The 17,730-nt window shown below is 71.9% G+C and carries 15 protein-coding genes; 10 read left to right on the top strand and 5 right to left on the bottom strand.

Annotation, left to right across the window (positions count from 1 at the left end; genetic code table 11):
- Positions 1-22: 22 nt before the first annotated feature.
- From ABD811_RS17530 to ABD811_RS17520, 3 genes are read left to right on the top strand one after another with little or no spacing between them, the layout of a single operon-like run.
- Complete coding sequence (locus tag ABD811_RS17530; RefSeq protein ID WP_344948345.1) at positions 23-1,597, top strand: class I adenylate-forming enzyme family protein; 1,575 nt, start codon at positions 23-25, stop codon at positions 1,595-1,597.
- Positions 1,598-1,605: 8 nt separating this feature from the next.
- Entirely contained in the window at positions 1,606-3,720 is a 2,115-nt protein-coding gene (locus ABD811_RS17525) for an acetate--CoA ligase family protein (protein WP_344948343.1), read from the top strand.
- Positions 3,707-4,468 carry a glucose 1-dehydrogenase gene (locus ABD811_RS17520; protein WP_344948340.1) on the top strand — a complete coding sequence of 254 codons (762 nt, stop codon included), beginning with the start codon at positions 3,707-3,709 and terminating at the stop codon, positions 4,466-4,468. Before ABD811_RS17525 ends, ABD811_RS17520 begins: the two co-directional genes overlap by 14 nt.
- Here the strand turns inward: ABD811_RS17520 and ABD811_RS17515 are convergent.
- Positions 4,449-5,843, bottom strand: a complete 1,395-nt coding sequence (locus ABD811_RS17515; RefSeq protein WP_344948337.1) for an amidase — start codon at positions 5,841-5,843, stop codon at positions 4,449-4,451. The two genes, ABD811_RS17520 and ABD811_RS17515, sit on opposite strands and share 20 nt — an antisense overlap.
- Positions 5,844-5,948: 105 nt before the next feature.
- On the opposite strand from ABD811_RS17515, the gene ABD811_RS17510 reads away from it, so the two are divergent.
- Positions 5,949-6,509: a TetR/AcrR family transcriptional regulator gene (locus ABD811_RS17510; RefSeq protein ID WP_344948333.1), complete on the top strand. Its 561-nt coding sequence runs from the start codon at positions 5,949-5,951 to the stop codon at positions 6,507-6,509.
- A 325-nt stretch (positions 6,510-6,834) separates the two neighbouring features.
- Here ABD811_RS17510 and ABD811_RS17505 read toward each other — a convergent pair whose 3' ends face one another.
- From ABD811_RS17505 to ABD811_RS17495, 3 genes are all read right to left on the bottom strand, one after another.
- The gene (locus ABD811_RS17505) at positions 6,835-9,123 is read right to left on the bottom strand and encodes a M28 family peptidase (protein WP_344948331.1); all 2,289 of its coding nucleotides are present in this window, start codon (positions 9,121-9,123) and stop codon (positions 6,835-6,837) included.
- A gap of 128 nt (positions 9,124-9,251) precedes the next feature.
- On the bottom strand, positions 9,252-10,064 hold the full coding sequence (locus ABD811_RS17500; RefSeq protein WP_344948328.1) for a hypothetical protein: 813 nt from the start codon (positions 10,062-10,064) through the stop codon (positions 9,252-9,254).
- A complete protein-coding gene (locus tag ABD811_RS17495; protein ID WP_344948324.1) occupies positions 10,064-11,227 on the bottom strand; it encodes an SMI1/KNR4 family protein in 1,164 nt (387 codons plus the stop codon). The genes ABD811_RS17500 and ABD811_RS17495 overlap by 1 nt, the downstream gene beginning before the upstream one ends.
- 132 nt (positions 11,228-11,359) lie before the next feature.
- Between ABD811_RS17495 and ABD811_RS17490 the strand changes: the two genes are divergently transcribed.
- The 5 genes from ABD811_RS17490 to ABD811_RS17470 all read left to right on the top strand — a co-directional run bounded on the left by ABD811_RS17490 (position 11,360) and on the right by ABD811_RS17470 (position 16,388).
- Positions 11,360-11,974: a dihydrofolate reductase family protein gene (locus ABD811_RS17490; RefSeq protein WP_344948321.1), complete on the top strand. Its 615-nt coding sequence runs from the start codon at positions 11,360-11,362 to the stop codon at positions 11,972-11,974.
- A 76-nt stretch (positions 11,975-12,050) separates the two neighbouring features.
- Positions 12,051-12,923, top strand: a complete 873-nt coding sequence (locus ABD811_RS17485) for a LysR family transcriptional regulator (RefSeq protein ID WP_344948318.1) — start codon at positions 12,051-12,053, stop codon at positions 12,921-12,923.
- A gap of 70 nt (positions 12,924-12,993) precedes the next feature.
- Positions 12,994-14,055 (top strand): tartrate dehydrogenase, encoded by a 1,062-nt coding sequence (locus ABD811_RS17480; protein ID WP_344948315.1) that lies wholly within the window; start codon positions 12,994-12,996, stop codon positions 14,053-14,055.
- Positions 14,056-14,096: 41 nt separating this feature from the next.
- Positions 14,097-15,437 (top strand): C4-dicarboxylate transporter DctA, encoded by a 1,341-nt coding sequence (gene dctA / locus ABD811_RS17475; RefSeq protein WP_344948313.1) that lies wholly within the window; start codon positions 14,097-14,099, stop codon positions 15,435-15,437.
- Between the two features lie 66 nt (positions 15,438-15,503).
- A complete protein-coding gene (locus ABD811_RS17470; protein ID WP_344948309.1) occupies positions 15,504-16,388 on the top strand; it encodes an alpha/beta fold hydrolase in 885 nt (294 codons plus the stop codon).
- A gap of 123 nt (positions 16,389-16,511) precedes the next feature.
- On the opposite strand, the gene ABD811_RS17465 is transcribed toward ABD811_RS17470, so the two are convergent.
- Entirely contained in the window at positions 16,512-16,922 is a 411-nt protein-coding gene (locus tag ABD811_RS17465; RefSeq protein WP_344948306.1) for an HIT family protein, read from the bottom strand.
- Positions 16,923-17,117: 195 nt separating this feature from the next.
- On the opposite strand from ABD811_RS17465, the gene ABD811_RS17460 reads away from it, so the two are divergent.
- Positions 17,118-17,627 (top strand): hypothetical protein, encoded by a 510-nt coding sequence (locus ABD811_RS17460; protein ID WP_344948303.1) that lies wholly within the window; start codon positions 17,118-17,120, stop codon positions 17,625-17,627.
- Positions 17,628-17,730: the final 103 nt, after the last annotated feature.

The following is a 17,730-nucleotide window of genomic DNA, read 5'->3' as shown; positions in this document are numbered from 1 at the left end:
CCGGAGCCGAAGGAGCCGAGCCGTGGCGCGAGAGAACTCCCCCTTCAGCAACTACGCCTACGCCATCCTCACCGCGAACGCCCGGCGCACCCCCGACAAGGTGGCGCTGACGTACTGCGGCGAGCAGAGCTTCACCTACGACCGGCTCAACCGCAGGGTCAACCGGGTGGCGCACGCGCTGCTGGCGGCCGGGGTGACGCCCGGCATGCGGGTGGCGTCGCTGATGAACGAGACCCTGCACGTCGCCGAGGTCTACCTGGCGCAGATGAAGATCGGCTCGGTCGTCGCCGCGCTCAACCCGTACTGGCCCGCCGACACCCTCCGGCAGGTGGTGGAGCGCTCCGAGTGCACGGCGTTCGTGTACGACGCCACGGTGGAGGACGCGGTGGCCTCCATCCGTCCCGAGCTGCCGAACGTGAAGCTGTGGCTGCGCGTCGGCGGGCCGGGCGCCGACGCCGTCGACCTGGACGCGCTGGCCGCCGAGGCGAGCGAGGCCGAGCCGCCGCTCGGCGGGTTCGGCAACGACCTGCTCGCGCTGTTCTACACCTCCGGCACGACCGGCCTGCCGAAGGCCGTCATGCACACCCACTTCAGCTCGCTGGCGTCGGCGCAGATCTGGCTGGACGTGGGCCGCGACCAGGACTCGGTGATGGGCACGGGCGCGATCATCTGGGGCATCGGCTTCCCCGCGCTGGTCGGCCCGGCGTTCTACGCGGGCATGAAGCTGGTGCTGGAGCAGGACTGGGGCCCGGCCAACTTCCTCACGGTGGTGCCGCGCGAGAAGGTCACCCACGTCAGCCTGATCCCCAGCTTCTTCTCGGCGCTGCTCGGCTCGGACGAGCACCGCGACGCCGACCTGTCGTCGCTGCGCGCGATCGTGCTGGGCGGCGAGCCGCTGCTGCCGAGCCTGCGCGAACGCATCATGCGGCGGCTGCCGGACGCGGCGATCTACAGCTACTACGGGCAGACCGAGGCGCCCTACACCTGCTTCGGCCGCCAGGACGACGGCAGCCAGGACATCTCGTCGGTGGGCCGGGCCCGCATGTCCTGCGCGGTGCGGATCACCGACCCGGGCGGCGAACGGGTCGTCGGCGAGGTCGGCGAGATCAACCTGTCCGGCCCCAACCTGATGGCCGGCTACGACGGGCAGCCCGACAAGACCGCCGAGGTGCTGCGCGACGGCTGGTACGTGGGCGGCGACCTGGGCCGCATGGACGAGGCCGGGTTCCTGTACGTGCTGGGCCGCCGCGAGGACTCCATCCTCAAGGGCGGTCAGTGGACGCAGCCCGCGCAGATCGAGGAGGCCGCGATCGAGGTGGACGGCGTGGCCGAGGCCGGGGCGGTCGGGGTGCCCGCGCATCCGGAGGGCCGCGACGCGGTCGAGCAGAAGATCCTGCTGGCCGTCGTCCCGAGATCGGGGGCGACGCTGGACGCCGACGCGGTGCGCGCCGCGCTCGCGGGCCGGCTGCCCGCCCACCGGGCGCCCGACACCGTCGTGGTCGCCGACGAGCTGCCGCACACCCAGGACGCGTCGGGCGGGCCCGGCAAGCTGCTGCGGCGCGGCATCCGCGACCGGTACGCCGACCGCGTCCGGTGACCGGCCCGATGAAGTCGGTTCCCGAGCACGCCGTCAAGGCGTGGATCCGGGGGTTCGGGGTGGCCGTGCCGCGCGGCGCGACCGCCTCGTCCCCCGAAGGCGTGGGAACGGCCGCGCACGGCCTGACGAGCCCGCTGGTGGTGAAGGCCTACGGGCCCGGCCTCGTGCACAAGAGCGACGCCGGGGCCGTCCGTCTGGGGCTCGAGTCGCCGCCTGCCGCCTGCGACGCCGCCGCCGAGATGCTCACCGCTCTCACGGCCCGGGGCGTGACGCCGGACGGCTTCCTGGTGGAGGAGCAGGCCGCGCCGGGCGTGGAGGTCATCGTCGGCGCCGTCCGCGACCCCGCGTTCGGCCCGGTGCTGCTGGTCGGCCTGGGCGGCGTGTGGACGGAGGTGCTGCGCGACACGGCGCTGCGGCTGTGCCCGGTGACCGAGGCCGACGCGCACTCCATGCTGGACGAGCTGCGCGGCGCCGCCCTGCTGAACGGCTCGCGCGGCCGGCCGGGCATCGACCAGGACGCGCTGGTCCGGGTGATGCTGGCGGTCGGCAGCCCCGGCGGGATCGTCGACCGGCTCGGCGACGGGTTCACCGAGTTCGAGCTGAACCCGGTGATCTGCGGCCCGCACGGCGCCGTCGCGGTGGACGCCCGGCTCCTGGGCGCCGACACGCTGCCCACCGGCCGCCGCCCCGCGGGCGACCGGCAGCCGCGCGCCGCGTCCGGCTTCGACCGCCTGTTCGCGCCGCGCGGCATCGCGGTGGTGGGCGCCTCCACCAGGAAGCCCGGGTTCGGCAACATGTTCCTCGGCTTCTACAAGGCGGCGGGCTACAAGGGGACGCTGCTCGCGGTGCACCCCACGGCCAGCGACATCGACGGCGTGCCCTGCGTCCCGTCCCTGGCCGACGCCGCCCCGGACGTCGACTACGCGCTGGTGGCCGTGCCCGCGGCGCGCTGCGCCGAGGTGGTGCGGCAGGCGGCCGGGATCCCGTACGTGCAGGTGATGAGCGGCGGGTTCCGCGAGATGGGCGCGGCCGAGCTGGAGGCCGGCCTGCTGGCGGCGGCACGCGAGGCGGGCGTGCGGCTGCTCGGCCCCAACTGCATGGGCGTGTACGCGCCTGCGGGCGGGCAGACGTTCCTCGGCGGCGAGCCGGGACGCCCCGGGCGCATCGCGATGATCTCGCAGAGCGGCGGGCTCGCGGGCGAGGTGATCAAGGTCGGCGAGCGGCGCGGGCTGGCGTTCTCCAAGGTCGCCACGGTCGGCAACAGCGCCGACGTGACGCCCGCCGAGCTGCTGCGCTACCTGGCGGCCGACGACGACACCGCCGTCATCGGCCTCTACCTGGAGGACCCCCGCGACGGCCGGGGCCTGTTCGAGACGCTGCGCGAGGTCGGCAAGCCGGTCGTCGCGCTGGTCGGGGGCCGCAGCCGCCAGGGCCGCACGGCCGCCGCGTCCCACACCGGCGGCATGGTCAGCGACACCCGCGTCTGGTCGGCCCTGGCCGCCCAGACCGGCGTGGCCCTCGTCACCGGCCAGGACGACCTCATCGGCGCCCTGGACTTCCTCGACCTGCACTCCGCGCGCGACGTCGGCCCCGGCCGGGACGTGCTGGTCATCGGGCCGAGCGGCGGCGCGAGCGTCCTGGCCGCCGACGTGTTCGACACCGCGGGCCTGGAACTGACCGCGTTCCCCGACGAGACGAAGGCCGCGCTCCGCGACCTCGGCCTGGGCGCGGGCAGCTCCCTGGCCAACCCCCTCGAAATCCCCGTGGGTCCGCAGGCCGACCCGGACCTGGTGCGCGGCGCCGTCACCGCGATCGTGGCGGACCGCCCGTTCACCGACGTCGTCGCGCACGTCAACGTGCAGAGCTTCGTCACGTTCGGCACCAGCGTCGAGCCGCTGCTGACCTACGCGCGCAGGCTCGGCGCGCTCCAGGAGGAGCTGCCCCGCACGCGCGTCACGCTGGTGCTGCGCAACAGCGAATGCGCACCGGCCGGGGTCGAGGACGACGTCCGGCGCATCGCCCGCGGCGCCGGGATACCGGTGTACCGCACCATGGAGGCCGCCGCCGTCGCGGTGGCCGCGGGAAAGACGTTCTCCGCGAGGAGCAGGCATGGGACAGCTTGACGGCAAGGTCGCGCTCATCACCGGCGGCGCACGCGGCATGGGCAAGGCGCACGTGCGGCGTTTCGTCGCCGAGGGCGCCAAGGTGGTGTTCGGCGACGTGCTGGAGGAGGAGGGCGCCAAACTCGCCGCCGACCTCGCCGACGCCGGTCGGTTCGTCCGCATGGACGTGACCTCGCCGGAGGACTGGCGGAGCGCCGTCGACACCGCCGTGAACGCCTTCGGCCGGCTCGACGTGCTGGTCAACAACGCCGGGATCATCCGGCACAAGAGCATCGAGGAGATGTCGCTGGACGAGTGCCGCCGCATCCTGGACGTCAACCTCGTCGGCCAGTGGCTCGGCATCAAGTCCGTGACAGCGGCCATGCGCGCCGCGGGCGGCGGCTCCATCGTCAACGTGTCGTCCACCGAGGGGTTCATCGGCGCCGCCGGGCTCGCCGCCTACTCGGCCAGCAAATTCGGCGTGCGCGGCCTCACCAAGGCCGCCGCCCGCGAGCTCGGCCCGGACGGCATCCGCGTGAACTCCATCCACCCCGGCGGCATCATCACGCCGATGTCGATGCAGGACGACGTCGTCAACGCCACCGCCGCCAGTGCCGACGCGTTCATGAAGGCGCTGCCGCTCGGCCGCCTCGGCTCGACCAGGGAGGTCACCGGCCTGCTGGTGTACCTGGCCTCGGACGAGTCGAGTTACTGCACCGGCAGCGAGATCCTGGTGGACGGCGGGATGCTCACCGGCGCGGGCTACTGACCCGTGGACGAAGCTCCGTCCATCCCTCCACGGCCTCCAGTTCGGCGGCCAGCGAGATGAGCGTCGCCTCGTCCGAATCGTGCCCGAGCAGCTGCGCCCCGATCGGCAGCCCCTCCCGGCTCAGCCCCGCGGGGACGTTGACCGCCGGCCACCCCAGCACGTTCCACGTCCAGCAGTAGGGGCAGGCGGCGGCCACCCCCGACTGCGTCCTGCGGTAGGGAACGCCGTCGTAGGCCCCCACCTTCGACGGAAGCTGCGCGGTCGTCGGGGTGAGCACGACGTCCGCGTACTGGAAGATCCTGCCGATCCTCCTGCGCAGCCCCGGGTCCAAGCGCCTGGCCAGCGGAAGCAGCCTTCTGCCGACCGTCCTGCCGATCCGCGCCTCCATCTCGGTGCGCGGCTCCGGCGTCGCCCCCGGGAGGGAGTCCAGCCAGTCCGCCACCCCGGCCGTGCCGCGCGGAACCAGCCCCAGCACCACCGGCCCGTAATCGGGGTCGGCCGGGAACACCTTGTGCCCCAGGTCGGTGAGCCTGCGGGCCATCCTCTCCACCGCCGCCCGGATCTGCGGATCGAGCCTGCCGCTCACCCCGAACGCCGTCCTGAACGACACCGCGATCTTGAGCCGGCGCGGCCTGGTCCGGGCCGCCTCCAGGAACGGCGTCACCGGCGCGTCGAGCCGGTACACGTCCTCGGGATGGCTTCCGGTCAGCACGTCCAGCAGCAGCGCCGCGTCCTCGACGCTCCTGGCCAGCGGCCCCCAGACCGTCAGCCCGTTGAACGGATCCCGGTGCGGGAAACCGGACACCCTGCCCCGCTGCGGCTTGATGCCCACCAGGCCGGTCCAGGCCGCCGGAATGCGGATCGACCCCGCACCGTCCGACCCCACCGCCGCCGGAACCATCCCCGCCGCCACGGCCGCCGCCGAACCCCCCGACGACCCTCCCGGCGTGTGCTCGGGGTTCCACGGGTTCCTGGCACACCCGAACCCCGGCGACTCGCTGAACGGCCACAGCCCCAGCTCGCACGTCGTCGTCTTGCCCACCACGACCGCCCCGGCCGCCTTCAGCCGCCGCACCAGCTCGGCGTCCGCCGTCTTCGGCAGGTGGTCGCCCGGCACCCCGAACGGCGTCGTCTCCCCCGCCAGGTCCGTGTCGTCCTTGATCGCCACCGGGACGCCCAGCAGCGGCAGCCGCTCCCCGTCGGCCAGCCGCCGGTCGGCCTCCGCCGCCGCCTCCCGCGCCGCCTCGGCGCACACCACCCGGAAGGCGCCCAGCCCGTCCAGCTCCGCGATGCGCTCCAGCGACCGCTCGACCAGCTCCTTGGCCGTCACCTGACCGTCCGCCAGCGCCCGCGCCTGCTCGGCCAGCCCCTCCACGCCGCACCTCCGGATCGGCCCGGGCGGACAACTCGCCCACCCGGGGTATCGTTCGTTCGAACGAACGATAACGGGAACACCACCCGATCCGGAAGACTGGGGTCGATGAACGCCCGTGACCGCATCCTGCACGCCGCCCTGCGCCTGATCGGCGAGCAGGGCGTCGGCGCCGTGACCAACCGTGCCGTCGCCCGCGCGGCCGGCGTCTCCCTCGGCTCGCTGACCTACCACTTCCCGAACCAGTCCGACCTGCTCCGGGAGGCCCTGCACACCTTCGTCGACGAGGAGATCGCCCGGATCACCGCCCACGTCGAACGGCTGCGCACCGCGGGCATCGACGCCGACCAGGCCGCCGACGAGGTGGAGAAGGCCATCGTCGAGTTCTCCTACGGCCCCGAGCAGCTCGCCAACCTCGAACTGCACCTGCACGCGGCCCGCGACCCCGCCGTCCGCGCCACCTCCACCCGCTCCGTCGAGGCCTACGACCGCCTCGCCACCGCCGTCCTGACCGCCCTCGGCATCCCCGACGCCGAACGCCACGCCCCCGCCGTCGTCGCCATGCTCTACGGCCTGGCCGTCCGCCGCCTGTCCACCGGCGACACCACCGCCACCGGCACCGCCGACGCCTTCCGCCTCCTCCTCCACGGCGCCCTCCCCCGCGACTGACCCCCGCTCCCGAGCGTGAAAACGGCTCTGGCCCGCACGACCCCAGAGCGGATTAAGGGGTCGTACGGGCCAGCCGCCTGTCTCAATCAGGAACCTCGGGTCGGAACCTCAGCCGACGTTCGCTCTGCTCTCCAGCCTCTGCACCTCCGCCAAAAGTCTTGCTGTGACACCCAAGACGCTAAGCCGCCCACCCCCCGCGACGACCTCTCTTAAGGTTCACTTAGGGAACGCCTGAGCCACCCTTATTCCGGTCCACTCCGGGGCTCCGCTGTTGGACGAGAAGTCTGCATTCACCTGCGGTAACGCATGGTTCGCAGGCGGCGTCTCAGAGGGTGTACGTACGGGTGACCGCCACGAGTCCGCCGTCCTCGCGGGTCGAGGCGACCAGATTCGGCGGCATGGCCGTGAATCCCGGGACGCTCCGCAGGCCGTCGGTCTCGGCGATGGCGGTGACGCGGAGCCGGCCCGTCCCCGGCACGCGCAGCGTGATCTCGGCGCCTTCGGCGGGCAGGCCGCGGAAGCGCACCTCCCCCGGCCAGGTCCGGGCCCGTGTTCCCGTGACGGGGACGGTCACGGGGGTCAGGCCGCGGACCGCCGCCGTGGCCTGAGTGAGAGGGCGTTCGACGCGGAGGGTGACCGATCGGGCGCCGCGGCCGACGCGCACGCGCAGCCTGAGCGTGTCACCGGAGCGGCTCACCAGCGACAGGCGGGGGGCGGCGGCGCGAACGGCGGGGGCGGGCCCCGTCCAGAGAGTGCCGCGCGCGTAGCCGGGTGGGAGGGCCGCGGTGTCATGGCCGGAGACGTAGCGCTTGGTCCAGGCGGGCGGTTCGGTGTCGGCGCTGACCCAGTGGGCCTTCCGGCCGTCGGCGTCCACCACGTACGACAGGTGCGTGCGCCCCGGGTTGTCCGCGTCGAAGCGATCGACGGCCAGTCCGGCGGCGACCAGCGCGCCCGCCAGCACCACGCCGACGGCCGGGACGGCGAGCCGCCACCGGCGGCGCTCGGGCAACGCGAGCTCCGCGAAGGGCAGCAGCGTCAACAGGAACAGCGCCACCATCAGGGCGGCGGCACCGCCCAGCGCCAGCCCCATGCCCGCGAACACCGTCCTGGCCAGCGCGGGCAGCAGGATCGCCGACACGATCGTCCCCGCCGTCAGCGTGGCCATCCGCCCCCGGGGCAGCAGCAGCGCCCCCAGCCCGCCCAGGGCGCACGTCAGCGCGGGGAGGGTGAAGACGAACGCGGCGCCCGGCGCGTAGGCCGCGCACGCCACTCCGAGCGCGGCGGGCCAGCCCAGCGCGCCGACCGCCAGCGCACAGGGCCCCACCACGCGCCGCAGCGCCAGGTACCAGGCCAGCACCGAGACTCCGGCCAACATCGCGACGGCCGCCTGGAACGGCCCGGGTCGATGCAGCAGCCCGCCCATCACGTCGTACGTGGGCCGCACCCCGGCCAGCAGCGCCCACACCACCTGCGCCAGCACCACCGACAGCAGCAGCGGCAGGATCCCCGACAGGGTGCCCACGGCCAGGCGGGGCAGGCTGAGCAGCCGCCTGCGGCGGGCGGCCAGCGCCAGCGCGGCGACCGCCGCCACCGACAACACGGCAAGCGGCCACACCAGCCACTGCGGATACGTCACCATCACGCCGAAGATCCGGAAGTAGGTGGCGTCGTGGTCGGCCTTCATCGTCGCCAGGTCCGCGTCGCCCAGGGTGCGCGCCAGCGCCAGCATCGTGGAGCCGTGATGCTGGAGGCTTCCCCGGTCCATCTGGGCGAGGGAGTCCTGGGCGGTGTGGTAGCGCGAGGAGCGTTCGATGTAGGCGAAGTTCATGCCGGTGAAGCCGGCCTTGGTCAGCGGTGTGAAGTCGGTGTTGTTCGGCAGCAGCCGGTACAGCGCCACCATGGACGAGTCGCCCCGGGGGTGCGGCACGGCCTGCGCGAACGTCCGCACGAGCCCGGCGTTGTCCTCGGACGTCTCGAACATCATGGAGGGCCCGGCGACCCCGCGCGCCTCGAAGTTCAGCAGCACCCCGCCGGCACGGCCCAGCGGGTGCAGCCGGGCGAACGCCTCCGCGCCGAGCACGCCGTCCTCCTCGCCGTCGCTCATCAGCAGCACCAGGTCGTTGCGGAGCCCGGCGTTCCCGAGCGCCCGGACGGTCTCCAGCATGGCCGCGACGGCCGCGGCGTCGTCGGAGGCGCCGGGCCCCATCGCCGCCGAGTCGTAGTGCGCCGCGATCAGTACGGTCCCGGTCGGATCGGTGCCGGGCCGCGTGGCCACCACGTTGTGGACCTGCCCGAACGACGCCAGCCCCCGGGAGGAGTTCGCGCCGACCGCCCGCTGCGTCTCGACCCGCAGTCCCGCCGCCCGCAACTGCTCCACCAGGTAGTTCCTGGCGCGTTCGCCGGCCGCGCTGCCGATCGGGCGCGGTTCGGCGGCGAAGCGTTCCAGGTGGCGCATGGCCCGTTCGGCGCTGAACTCCCCGCTCGGCGCCGCGGCGGGCAGTGGCCGCATGGCACCGCCGGTCGCCGCGACCAGAAAGGCCACCGCCGCCAGGCCGAGAAGACCGGCCAGCCCGGCCCGGATCCGGTGCGGGACCTCGATCAACGTTCCCCTCATGGACACGGAACGCTAGGCCCGGGGCTCTGCCCGCCGTAATGATGCGCGTGCCCCGATCCGCCTGCGGTTTTCCGCACGGCGGGGCGGCGGAAAACCGCCACGGCGCCGCACGGCACGGACGCGGCGGGTCAGGCGATGACGCGGGGTCCGGTCCGGGGCCGGTTCCAGATCTGCAGCAGGCCGCGGGTGCCGGCGGTGTGGAAGCGCAGGCGGTAGTCGCCGTGCCCGGCGGGCAGCGGCGGGAGATCCAGGGCGCGTCCGGCCAGCTCGTGGAGGGTGACGTAACCGGTGTGGAAGCGGCAGCTCAGTTCCGCGATGCGGGGGTACGAGCGGTCCGGCCCAGGGTCGGCCGGTGAGATCAGGACGGTCAGCGGAAGATCGCCGTCGTGGACGGGCGCCCACAGGAGCGCCGCACCGGGGACGGCGTCGATCAGCTCGCCCGCGGACTCGGCGTGCGGGGGGACGGGGATGATCTCGCCGAGGGATCCGCCCCTGTCGACCAGGGCGAACTGGCCCGCCCGGACGCGCACGGTCAGGTCGAGGCGCTGGGGGGTCGCGGTGGTACGGCGGTCCGGGGCGAACCCGGACGGGACGCCTCCTGGGAAGCCGCGCCGTGCGAGGGCGGCGGCGTACTCGTCGTCGGTCATCTGGAGCGCGCGTTCGGCGACCCCCGGCACGTCGCCCGGCTCGGGCCGTTCGTGGGTGCCGATGACGGCGATGAGCTGGGATGCCGCGGTGGGGTCGGGCGGATGCCACCGGGTGATGCGGACCGTTCCGCAGCGGCGGCACGGGTCGCGGCGGACGTTGACGGCGCGGCCGTCCGGGTCGGTCTCGGTGCCGGTGGGTTCCAGCACGTTCAGCTCGGGGAAGTCGTGTTCGCCGCCGCACTCCTTGATGATCAGTTCCATGGCGACGTCGTCGCGGCTGGGAAAGGGCGTCATCAGCGGTCACCTCTGGGCCGGGACAGCAGGGCGCGGCCGCGTTCGGGGGTGAGCGTCTCGGCCAGGACCGGCTCGGTGAGCAGGACGACCGGCGCGATGTGGTCGGTGGATCTCGGCCGCCAGTGGGGCAGCGCGTCGCCGACGGCCCGCCACAGCGCGTCCGGATCGCTCGCATGCCGCTCCAGCGCCGCACGGACGAGCTCGGTGAACTCGGGGTTGCCGTAGTCCGGCCGGGCCTCGGAGCGGCGCAGGCGCGCCTGGTATTCGGCGACGAGGACCACGAGTTCGGGGTCACTGCCGATCGCCGTCTGCAGGATGGAGTTGCGGTTGGGCGAACTGGCCTGCCGGTGCTCGACGAACAACAGGGGCAGGAACTCCTCGGTGAACAGCGGATCGGAGAGGAACCCGTCGGGGGTGAACGACGGGTGCAGCAGTCGCCTCAAGAGCTGTTCGGCGTCATAGGCGCGTCCGAGAAGGAGCAGCATCTGCGCGCGCAACACGGTGGCGCGCACGTGGCCGAAGTTCTCGGCCTGCGCCAGGACGGCCTCGGCCCCGTCGACGTCACCGGCGAGGGCGTCGCGGCGTGCCTGATCCACCTTGGCCGCCCACGAGTCGCGCGTCGCGCCCTCGGGCCGGCGCATCTGGTGGAACTCGGCGTACAGGTCCTCCATGAGCGCGACGAACGACGGGAAGCGCTCAGGCGGCGCGGCGCGCCAGGAGAACAGGCTGTAGGCGGCCCACTCCCCGTTCTCGTCCACGTCCCCTGGATCGAGGTACAGGATGCCCGCGTCCGTCTCCAGGGAGATCAGCAGCCCCCGGCTGATCGGACCGTCGCCGCCGTCGGACTCCTCCTCCTCTTCGACGGGCTCGTCCCAGTCCTGCCAGTACGGCTCCAGGTCGCGCACCCAGCCGAGGTCGGACGTGCCGCGCATGCGCCATACGAAGATCCCCGCGTCGCGCCAGCCGTCGGTGGTCAGCAGGAACTCGCGGTAGGACGGCGGCAGACGCGTCCCGAGCCGCTCCTCCGCGGCGGCGACGGCCTCAGGGGTCGCCGGATCGAACCCGAGCCATCCGTCGCGGACCACTTCCGGATCCAGCTCGTCGGGCTCGGTGCAGCCGATCCATTCCTCGCTCCACCTGGTCAGCCATGGTCTCCAGTCCATGGCAAGACCCTGGCGCACACCTCCGACAAAACGCGGAAAGGGACTCTCAGCGGGCGGACGACGCGTCCACCCGATGAGTTTCGGACGCGGCACCTGTCTCCATTGGCACACGCAACCGAGGGGAGCACGGCGATGAGGATCACCCTGGCGACGTTCCTGACGCTGGACGGGGTCATGCAGGGCCCGGGGGCACCCGACGAGGACACCCGCGACGGGTTCCGGCACGGCGGCTGGCAGGCCCCCTACGCGGACGAGGGACTGGCGACCTACACCGCCGAGTGGTTCGCCGAGGCCGACGCCTTCCTCCTGGGACGCAGAACCTACGAGATCTTCGCGGCGTACTGGCCGAACGTCACCGCCGAGAACCACCCGATCGCGACACCCCTCAACACCCTCCCCAAGTACGTCGTCTCGACCACCCTGGACAAGGCGGAGTGGAACAACTCGACGCTCATCCGGACCGACGTCATCGAGAAGATCGCCGAACTGAGAAGCCGCCCCGGCCGGGAACTGCAGATCCACGGCAGCGGCGTGCTCGCCCAGTCGCTGCTTGACCACGGCCTGATCGACGAACTCCGCCTGTGGACGTACCCGGTCGTCCTGGGCACCGGCAAGCGCCTGTTCGAGCCGGGCCGCACCCCCACGGCCCTGCGCCTGGTCGACTCCAGGCCGACCAGCAGCGGCTGCGTGCTCAACGTCTACCAGCCGACGGGCAAACCCACCTACGGCAAGTTCACCGAGGAATGACACCTCGCCCAGCAGACCCGCGCGCTCGCGCGTCGGCCTGGGACGGTTGTGATCGCCCGGGTGCCAGACTGCGGCCATGGACGTTCGGCAGCTCGAGTACTTCCTGGCGGTCGTGGATCACGGCAGTGTCAGCAAGGCGGCGATGGCCCTGTACCTGGCCCAGCCGTCGCTGTCCCAGGCGATTCGGTCTCTCGAGCGGGATCTCGGACAGACGCTGTTCCATCGCATCGGGCGCCGGTTGGTGCTCACCGAGGCCGGCCGGGTGTTGATCGAGCCGGCTCGGCAGGTGGTGCGCGGGCTGGAGAACGCGCGGGCGAGCGTGGAGTCGGTCGCCGGGCTGGCGGTGGGACGGGTCGAGATCGCGGCGATGCCGTCGCAGGCCGTGGAGCCGCTGGCCAGGATGATCCAGGCGTTCGTCGAGCGGCACCCGGGGATGTCGGTGTCCGTGCGGGCGGCCTTCACGGCCACGGCGGTGATCGACCAGGTGCGCGGAGGGCAGGCGGAGGTGGGGCTCCTGGCCGCGACCGACCTGCCCGTGGCGTCGGGCGTCACCCTGGAACCGATCGGCCGCCAGCGGTTCGTGCTGATCGCGCCCGCCGACGGTCCGTTCGCGGCGGGCTCCACCGTGCGGACCGAGGATCTGGCCGGGCAGCGACTGATCGTGGGCCAGCCCGGGACCGGGATGCGGCGGGTGGTGGACGAGATCCGCGCCTCCGGGGTCGAGCTGACGCAGGTGGTGGAGACCGAGTTCAGGGAGGCGATCCTGCCTCTGGTGCTGGGCGGCGTCGGGATCGCGGTGCTCGCCGACTCGTGGGCGCCGCTGGCCCGCCGGGCAGGTGCCCTCGTCCTGGAGCTGGACCCGCCGAGGTATCTGCACCTGGCGCTGGTGCGGCGTGAACAGCTCACGCCGACCGCAGACGCCTTCCTCACAGCGGCGCGCGAACTATAGGCCGCGCCTATAAGGCGCGCTCACTCTGCGTATTGGACGCGAGCCGGTATCTGCTGATGCCATCTGTGGCATGACGGATTACCGGATCGCTCTCATTCCCGGAGACGGAATCGGCAGGGAAGTGACACCTGCCGCATGCGCGGTGCTGGACGCGGTCGGCGCTCGCCACGGCATCGCATTCACCTACGACGAGTTCGACTGGTCGTGTGCCCGGTATCGCGCACTCGGCGCGATGATGCCCGATGACGGCCTTTCCCGGATCCGGCGGCACGACGCGATCTTCCTCGGCGCCGTCGGCGACCCGTCGGTGCCCGACCACGTCTCACTGTGGGGCCTGCTCATTCCCATCCGCCGGGGATTTCGGCAGTACGTCAATCTGCGCCCGGTCAAGGTGTTCGAGGGAGTGGAAAGCCCGGTGCGGCGTGCGGTGGCGGGCGAGGTCGATCTCGTCGTCGTCCGGGAGAACGTGGAAGGGGAGTACAGCGAGATCGGCGGCCGGCTGGGCCGAGGCTTCCCCGAGGAAATGGCCGTGCAGGAGGCCGTTTTCACCCGCGCCGGCGTGACCCGGGTCGCCGACTACGCGTTCTCGCTCGCTGCGTCCCGCCGCAACCGGTTGACCTCGGCGACGAAGTCGAACGGGATCGTGCACACGCTGCCGTTCTGGGACGAGCTCGTCGCGGAAGTGGGGACGTCCTACCCGGACGTCACGTGGGATGCCGAGCACATCGATGCCCTGTGCGCCAAGGTGGTCCTCGATCCGGCGCGTTTCGACGTGATCGTCGCCTCGAACCTGTTCGGCGACATTCTCAGTGACCTGACCGCGGCGGTGGCGGGCAGCATCGGCATCGCACCCGCGGCGAACATCAACCCGGAGCGGGAGTTCCCGTCGATGTTCGAGCCGGTGCACGGTTCGGCACCGGACATCGCCGGCCGCGGGATCGCCAACCCGCTCGGTGCGGTCTGGACCGCGGCCATGCTGCTGGACCACCTCGGGCACCCGGAAGCCGCCAAGGAGATCGAGCAGGCGATGGCCGCCGTGCTCGCCAAGACACCGATCCGCACCCCCGACCTCGGCGGTTCGGCCACCACCGAGGCGTTCACCAAAACCATTCTGGAATTCCTCGGAATGTAGTTTCCCCACCCCCCGGCCGGTTGCCACGAGGAGGAACAACCATGGCCGCTACCTCGACGACCCACCCCGATGACGTCCGCAGACCTTGGCACCGCCAGCTCTACGTATGGGTGCTGGCCGGAATCGCGGCGGGTGTCATAGTCGGTTTGTGCTGGCCCGCCTTCGGCGCTTCACTCGAGCCGGTCGGCAACATGTTCATCGCGGCGATCAAAATGGTGGTCGCGCCGGTCGTTTTCGTCACCGTCATCACCGGCATCGCCGGTGTGGACAGCCTGCGCCGAGTGGGCCGGATCGGCTGGAAGGCGCTGCTGTACTTCCAGTGCGCCACCCTGGTCGCGATGCTGCTCGGGCTCATCTCGATCAACGTGTTCCGCCCGGGCGAGGGCATGCACGCCGATCCGGCGAAGATCAAGCTGACCGAGTCGGCGGCCGGTCTGGTCACCCGGGGCGAGCACCAGGACTGGTGGCATTTCGTCACCGACATCGTTCCGTCGAGCATGGTCGCGCCCTTCGTGGAGGGCAACGTTCTGCAGGTGGTGTTCATCGCCGTGCTCACCGGCATCGCGCTGCACGCGGTCGGCCCCGTCGGCGCACCACTCGTGGACGGCCTGAGCCGTGCCGGCGCCGTCATCTTCAAGATGCTCGGTTACGTCATGTACGCGGCGCCGGTGGGCGCGTTCGGCGCCATGGCCTACACGGTCGGGAAGTTCGGCGGTTCCACGCTCCTCGGGCTCGGGAAGCTCATCCTGGTGTTCTACGGAACCGCGGCGTTCTTCATCATCGTGGTCCTCGGCGCGGTCGGGCTGGTCATCCGGGTCAACATCGTCAAGCTGCTGCGGTACTTCCGGGAGGAACTGCTGCTGGTCGTCGGCACCTCGACCACCGACACGGTGCTGCCCCGGCTGATGACCAAGCTCGAGAACCTCGGGGTGCCGCGTGACATCGTCGGCCTGGCCGTGCCGACCGGGTACTCGTTCAACATGGACGGCATCGCGATGTACCTGTCGCTGGCCGCCGTGTTCATCGCCCAGGCCACGGACACCCCGTTGTCGCTCGGCGCCCAACTGGCCCTCGTCGCGGTGATGATCCTGACCTCGAAGGGCTCCGCGGGGGTCACCGGTGCGGGGTTCGTCGTCCTCGCCGCGACCCTGTCCACCACGGGGGTGGTCCCGGTCGCGGGCCTGATGCTGATCTTCGGGATCGACAAGTTCATGTCCGAATGCCGCGCCGTCACCAACTTCTGCGGCAACGCCATCGCCTCGCTGGTGATCGCCCGCTGGGAGCGGGCGCTCGACCCCGCCCGGGTTCGCCGCGTCCTCAACGGCGACCCGCAGACCGCACCTGCCGCCCTCAGCGCCGAACGCAGCGTCTCCCATGCATGACCGGCGACCCCTGCTCGCCCGAATCGGCGTCCGAGCGCAGTTCCCTGACCGAACCGAGAGGATCCGATGAGCGTTCCGCTCCCCACCTCGTTCACCTACCGGACCATCGACGCCGACGGCGTGCGCATCAACTGCGCGGTGGGCGGCGACGGGCCGCCGATCCTGCTCCTGCACGGTTATCCGCAAACGCACCTGATCTGGCACCACGTCGCACCCAGACTCGCCACCGACCACACCGTCGTGCTCACGGACCTCCGCGGTTACGGCGACAGCGACAAACCGCGGCCGGGCCAGGACGACGCCGAATACTCCAAACGCGCCATGGCCCGCGACCAGCTGCTGGTCATGCGCTCCCTCGGATTCGACCGGTTCGGCATCGCCGGCCACGACCGCGGCGGACGCGTCGGCCACCGCCTCGCACTGGACGCACCGGATGCCGTCACGGCGCTGGCCGTCCTGGACATCGTCCCGACGCACCACGCCTTCGGCCACGCGGACATGACCTTCGGCCTCGGCTACTACCACTGGTTCTTCCTCGCCGCCGGCAACGGCATCCCGGAACGGCTCATCGGCCGCGACCCCGAATTCTGGATCACTGCCCGGATGACCGCCCGTCACCACGGCGGCACGCCGTTCGACCCCGCGGCCGTCGCCGAGTACGTGCGGTGCTTCTCCGACCCGGCCGCGATCGCCGCCTCCTGTGCCGACTACCGGGCCGCGGCGGGCATCGACCTCCGGCACGACGAGGCGGACGCCGGCCGCACCATCGCCTGCCCGCTGCTGGCCCTGTGGGGCGAGCACAGCTTCGTCGGCCGAACCTACGACGTCCTGGCCGCCTGGCGCGGCTATGCCGGTGACGTCCGCGGACGGGCACTACCCAGCGACCACTACCTCCCCGAAGAACAACCCGAGTTGGTGACCACCGCCCTGCGCGACTTCTTCTCCTCCTAGGCCGCATCGAGAACTCGTCACGGGCCGGGGGCTAGGCCAAGTCGCACTCACCGCGCTTCACACAAGCCATCAAAACGGCACAGTCCTCGGCCCGCTCAAGGCCGAGGACTGATGCGTGCGCCGTCAGCGGGCCGCAGCGATCAGTTCCAAGGTCTGTTCCAGTTCACGGCCCGGAGCCGGCTCGGAGCTCCACATCAGCCGCAGATCATCGCCATGCCGGCGCGGGACCACATGGGTATGGAAGTGAAAGACCTCCTGCCAGGCGGCCGCGCCGGTGGAATGCACGACGTTCACGCCGTCGGGAGCCAACGCCGCCTTCACCAGCGCGGCGACCCGATGCACCATCCGGGCGACATGCGCGTGGGCGGTCTCGGAGATCGTCCACACGTCGGCGGCATGTTCTCGCGGAACGACCAGCGTGTGTCCCGGCGACGCAGGGGCGATGTCGAGGAACGCCACCGTGTGCTCGTCCTCGAGGATCCGATAGGACGGCAGCCGCCCGGCAACGATCTTGCAAAAGGTGCAGTCGTTCACGCACCCGATAATCGCATCCGCCAACCCCGCCCCGCCAAGGCGAAATGCCCCGGACGCGTGCGGCGCCGGTGCCGCTTCCGCTGCTGCGACAGGCAGTGCGGTCGTCCAGCTGCCGAGGTCGCACGCGCCTTGCGGTGTGGCCGGTGATCCTTGTGCAGGTCTGTAGATCTATCGCGGTGGGTAGGGTGCGGGGGCATGTCGTCGTTCAGTGGGTGGGCGGTCGTCGATCTGAAAGATGGGCGAGACGCCGAAGAATTCGTCAAAGTGCTGGACGAAGTGGTCGAGGGCGCCCGCGCCGTCCTGGTGGAAGGGCGGCGGGTGTTCGTGTACGCGGATTTCGAGCCGCTGCTCTACAGCGAGATCGCGACGCTGATGCCGGAATGGGGGAACCGGGCGGTCACCGCCGGGGACTTCGACGAGTACGGGGTCGTCAACGAGGTGCTCGGGCCGGACGGGACGGCCGTGCACACGGCTTCGATCGACGAGGAGGGCGGTGCGCTGCCGCACAACGACACTCCCGAGGCGCGGCGGGCGGCCGCGCGGCTGTTCGACGTGGACGCCGGTGCCCTGGACGAGGTTTCGGCCACGTGGGCCGCGGAGGGCGCCATGCCGTCCGTACTGGGCGAGCCCTATCTGAGGTGGTGGCGGGCATTGGGCGTGCCGTGGCCGGACGACTTCGGGCAACGAGCCGTCGAACGCGGATAGACGCCGGAAACGTCCGGGGCGCGGGGTCCTGCTCTACGTGGACGGCTACGAATACCGTCGCCTCGCCCACGACCGCAGGCTGCGGGCGCCCGCCCGAAGCCCT

The sequence above is a fragment of the Actinomadura miaoliensis genome, from assembly GCF_039536785.1.
Classification (GTDB): Bacteria; Actinomycetota; Actinomycetes; order Streptosporangiales; family Streptosporangiaceae; genus Spirillospora; species Spirillospora miaoliensis.
Note: the sequence above shows the minus strand (reverse complement) of the source record. Positions and strands in the feature narration are given on the sequence as shown.

Coding starts and splice junctions, on each gene's coding strand:
- ABD811_RS17500 (WP_344948328.1), bottom strand. CDS start 10,064: ATGACGCCCTTTCCCAGCCGCGACGACGTCGCCATGGAACTGATCATC.
- ABD811_RS17505 (WP_344948331.1), bottom strand. CDS start 9,123: ATGAGGGGAACGTTGATCGAGGTCCCGCACCGGATCCGGGCCGGGCTG.
- ABD811_RS17520 (WP_344948340.1), top strand. CDS start 3,707: ATGGGACAGCTTGACGGCAAGGTCGCGCTCATCACCGGCGGCGCACGC.
- dctA (WP_344948313.1), top strand. CDS start 14,097: ATGGCCGCTACCTCGACGACCCACCCCGATGACGTCCGCAGACCTTGG.
- ABD811_RS17525 (WP_344948343.1), top strand. CDS start 1,606: ATGAAGTCGGTTCCCGAGCACGCCGTCAAGGCGTGGATCCGGGGGTTC.
- ABD811_RS17490 (WP_344948321.1), top strand. CDS start 11,360: ATGAGGATCACCCTGGCGACGTTCCTGACGCTGGACGGGGTCATGCAG.
- ABD811_RS17485 (WP_344948318.1), top strand. CDS start 12,051: ATGGACGTTCGGCAGCTCGAGTACTTCCTGGCGGTCGTGGATCACGGC.
- ABD811_RS17510 (WP_344948333.1), top strand. CDS start 5,949: ATGAACGCCCGTGACCGCATCCTGCACGCCGCCCTGCGCCTGATCGGC.
- ABD811_RS17495 (WP_344948324.1), bottom strand. CDS start 11,227: ATGGACTGGAGACCATGGCTGACCAGGTGGAGCGAGGAATGGATCGGC.
- ABD811_RS17480 (WP_344948315.1), top strand. CDS start 12,994: ATGACGGATTACCGGATCGCTCTCATTCCCGGAGACGGAATCGGCAGG.
- ABD811_RS17460 (WP_344948303.1), top strand. CDS start 17,118: ATGTCGTCGTTCAGTGGGTGGGCGGTCGTCGATCTGAAAGATGGGCGA.
- ABD811_RS17470 (WP_344948309.1), top strand. CDS start 15,504: ATGAGCGTTCCGCTCCCCACCTCGTTCACCTACCGGACCATCGACGCC.